This is a genomic window from Shewanella sp. 11B5 (genome assembly GCF_002836795.1).
Lineage (GTDB): Bacteria > Pseudomonadota > Gammaproteobacteria > Enterobacterales > Shewanellaceae > Shewanella > Shewanella frigidimarina.
Window position 1 is genome coordinate 1 of the sequence record NZ_PJAP01000619.1, and the last position, 3,794, is coordinate 3,794.

The window sequence follows — 3,794 nt, forward strand, 5'->3', positions numbered from 1 at the left end:
GCTAAAGAAGTGGATGCCACTTTATTGGCTGAGTTTCCACGGCAAAAACTCGCTGGTATTGTCACTGAACGTGGTGGCGTTAATGCCCATGCGGCTATTTTAGCGCGTGCTTTGGGTGTACCTGCCATTGTTGGCGTTGATGATGTGTTATCAATCGACATCGATCAAAAACTATTAGTTCTGAATGCGAATCGTGGCCAGCTATTGGTATCGCCATCGCCAGCTGTGATTGAAGAATATCAATTACTGATTGATGCAGATGTTGAAAAACAAAAGCAATTTTCTGCCGAATTAAACCTACCATCAGTGACTACAGATGGTCAGCGGATCCATTTATATTTAAACGCAGGTTTATTGAGTGGTATCGCGTCTGAAATTGCTGAATGTGCAGATGGTATCGGGCTATATCGAACTGAAATTCCCTTTATGTTGCATCAACGCTTTCCGAGCGAGAGCGAACAAATAAATGTATATCGTCAAGTACTGAGTGCCGCAGGTGATAGGCCTGTCGTTATGCGTACATTGGATGTTGGCGGCGACAAACCGTTACCGTATTTTCCAATTAAAGAAGATAACCCTTTTTTAGGGTGGCGCGGCATTCGTTTATCGCTTGATCACCCTGAGCTATTTTTAGTGCAATTGCGCGCGATGCTACAAGCTGCTGGTAACGGCAATCAATTGCAAATATTACTACCAATGGTGAGTAATCTGGATGAAATAGATCAAACATTAAAATATTTAGAGCAAGCGTTTACTGAACTAAACCAAGAATTAAAGACTATTTTAGTGAGGCCGAAAGTCGGCGTTATGCTTGAAGTACCTGCATTGTTGTATCAGTTACAAGATGTGGCAAAACGGGTCGACTTTGTGTCGGTGGGCAGTAACGATTTGACTCAATATTTGCTGGCTGTCGATCGTAATAATCCGAGTGTCAGTTCATTATTTGATAGTTACCATCCAGGTATTCTTCGAGCACTTAAAAGGGCTGTCGATGAATGTAAACAGTATGATTTAGATGTGAGTGTTTGCGGCGAACTTGCGGGTGAACCTTATGGTGCATTGCTTCTAGTAGCGATGGGCTATAACAAACTCAGTATGAACCAAGGCAGCTTAGCCAGAATCAATTTTTTACTCAGACGTGTATCAAAGCAAGAGTTAACGGATTTATTAGAATCTATTTTACAACAGTCAAATGGTAACCAGGTTCGAGGCTTATTAGCCAGTTTCTTGCGAAAACATAACCTATTAGATTTAATCAACATAGATTAGCAATACGATTGAATCTGCTAAGGAAAGTTTTAAATGATTTTCCCTAGTGGTTCGTAACATAATCAAGTGCAACATTAAGGATGTTATCGTGGATAGTTTGCTGCAGGTATTTTTAATTTGCCTTGTTTTAGGTTCTGTCGTGGGTTTTTTGGCTGGGCTGTTAGGTATTGGTGGTGGGTTAATTATTGTGCCTGCGCTATTGTATATTTTACCTTCAGTGGGTATCAGTTCAACTCAAATCACTCATGTTGCTATCGCGACGTCACTGGCATCGATTATTTTAACTTCTATGTCGTCAGCAACCGCCCATCACAAGCGCGGCAATATACCCTGGGAGCTGTTTAAGCCTATATTTCCGGGTATTGTAATCGGGTCATTAGCTTCAGCATTTGTGTCTGAGCAAATTGCATCAGATGATTTACAACAGGCTTTTGCTATTTTTGTCGTGTTAATGGCTGTACAAATGGCCTTTCCGTTTAAAGTCAAAACGGGTGGCAGTATGCCAAGCTTTGCAGTGTTACTGGTGATATCGACTGCGATAGCGTTAATTGCTGGATTAATGGGCATTGGTGGCGGGGTTTTGCTGGTGCCATTTTTAAGTTATTGCGGCTTACAAATGCGTCAAGCTGTTGGATTTTCATCGGCAACAGGGATGCTTATTGCGGTATCCGGTACGATAGGTTATATCATCGCTGGTTTCGATGTACCGAATTTACCCGAGGGCTCAGTTGGGTTTATTTACCTGCCGGCATTAATCGGCATTATCATTAGTTCCATGTTGTGCGCGCCGTTTGGTGTAAAAGCTGCTAGCACTTGGCCTACGCCAGTATTGAAAAAAATATTTGCTTGTTTGCTTGTTGTAGTTGGACTAAAACTACTATTTTTTTAGCACTAAACTGTTACAAAAACGTCTTTGTTCAAGTAGTTGAACAAAGACGTTTTTTTGTTAGTTAACCTATCTGATATTACACTGCGAAAGGGTATTTAATCGCATCGTGATGTTGATAATCTTCAACGCTAAAGTCATCCAAGGTTACCCAAGTTTCGATGTCTTTTAGGGTTTTAATTTTTGGATTGATGATTAGCTTAGGCGATGCAAACGGTTCGCGCGCGAGCTGGACATCCCGCATGGGTTCAAGTTGGTCTTCGTAAATATGAGCGTTGACTATCTTATGGTATGCCTTACCAGGTTTATGGCCAGTAATCTGGGCCATTAACGCAAGTAATACATATACTTGTACCATGTTGAAGTTTAACCCTAGCGGAACATCACAACTGCGCTGTGTGCTGTTGAGGTACAAAGTATCACCGAGTAATGAAAAATGGTGTTCGTACATACATGGTCGCAAGCAACCTAAGTCAAATGCTCCTGGATGATAGAAGGTTAAAATCTCACCGCGGTTATCTATACCATTACTGAGGTCGTCGACGATTTGTTGCAGTAAATCGACATGACCACCATCAGGCTTTGGAAATGCACGCCCTAACGCCCCGTATATCAGCCCCATATCATCAGGACCTTTACGATTTGGGTTATCTAGCCATGTTTGGTTTTCATTGGCATTGGCGTCCCATGTTTTAGTGCCTAAAGCTCTAAAATCGGCCGCATTTTGGTAGCCACGTAAATATCCTAAGATCTCGGCTATGGCAGACTTCCAGAAGCTTTTACGTGTGGTCACTAAAGGAAATTGATTGTTACCAACATCATAAACTAAGTCGGCATTAATGACAGTTAGGCACTTTTTGTTTGTTCGTGCGTTATTAACCCACTCGCCTTCATCGACAATGCGTTTACACAGGTCTAAATACTGTTTCATTGGTCCCAATTCCTTTTTTACTTTTATCGATTATACCTAATCAGGGCAGTCAAATCATTGCCAAAGTGAAATGCACATTCAATTAATTAATTTATTTTCAGCGTTAACTGTACGTTCAATACCTCGGTTAAACCGAGTTAATATCAAGAAACAATCGATTATTATTGTTTGAACATTTAAGATAGACTGATCCGATTGTTTTTTAGGAGTGTTATATGGAACGAGCAATTAAGAACTTCTTAAGCCAAGAATCTGCAGGTGGCATTTTATTAATGGTCGCAGTAGCTTTGGCGATGATTTTAGCCAATTCCCCGTTAGCTGGAGTATATCAAGGTTTTTTAGCCACAGAAGTACAGCTACGGGTGGGCGATTTAGATATCGATAAGCCGTTATTACTGTGGATTAATGATGGGCTAATGGCGTTATTCTTTTTATTAATTGGTTTGGAAGTGAAGCGCGAATTACTTGAAGGGGCCTTATCAAGTGTGGCCAAAGCTTCATTACCCAGTATTGCTGCTATTGGCGGCATGGTGTTTCCGGCGTTGTTTTACTTAGCATTTAACTACGCAACCCCCGAAACTCAAGTCGGATGGGCTATTCCTGCCGCTACAGACATCGCTTTTGCTTTAGGTATTATGGCATTGCTCGGTAATCGTGTACCTGTGGCATTGAAGGTGTTTTTATTAGCCTTAGCGATTATTGATGATT

General features: G+C 41.3%; 4 protein-coding genes. 3 read left to right on the forward strand and 1 reads right to left on the reverse strand.

The annotated features are described in order from the left end of the window. Both ptsP and CXF78_RS14300 read left to right on the forward strand, forming a co-directional pair. Positions 1-1,269: phosphoenolpyruvate--protein phosphotransferase (gene ptsP / locus CXF78_RS14295; RefSeq protein ID WP_102037180.1), on the forward strand; the 1,269-nt coding region annotated here is incomplete at its 5' end. Positions 1,270-1,357: 88 nt separating this feature from the next. After that, positions 1,358-2,158 carry a sulfite exporter TauE/SafE family protein gene (locus CXF78_RS14300; protein ID WP_011638391.1) on the forward strand — a complete coding sequence of 267 codons (801 nt, stop codon included), beginning with the start codon at positions 1,358-1,360 and terminating at the stop codon, positions 2,156-2,158. Positions 2,159-2,234: 76 nt separating this feature from the next. On the opposite strand, the gene CXF78_RS14305 is transcribed toward CXF78_RS14300, so the two are convergent. Next, positions 2,235-3,086 (reverse strand): thymidylate synthase, encoded by an 852-nt coding sequence (locus CXF78_RS14305; RefSeq protein ID WP_102037181.1) that lies wholly within the window; start codon positions 3,084-3,086, stop codon positions 2,235-2,237. A 215-nt stretch (positions 3,087-3,301) separates the two neighbouring features. Here CXF78_RS14305 and CXF78_RS14310 point away from each other — a divergent pair. Beyond that, positions 3,302-3,794 (forward strand): Na+/H+ antiporter NhaA (locus CXF78_RS14310; RefSeq protein WP_180957151.1); only part of this gene is annotated, 493 nt, incomplete at its 3' end.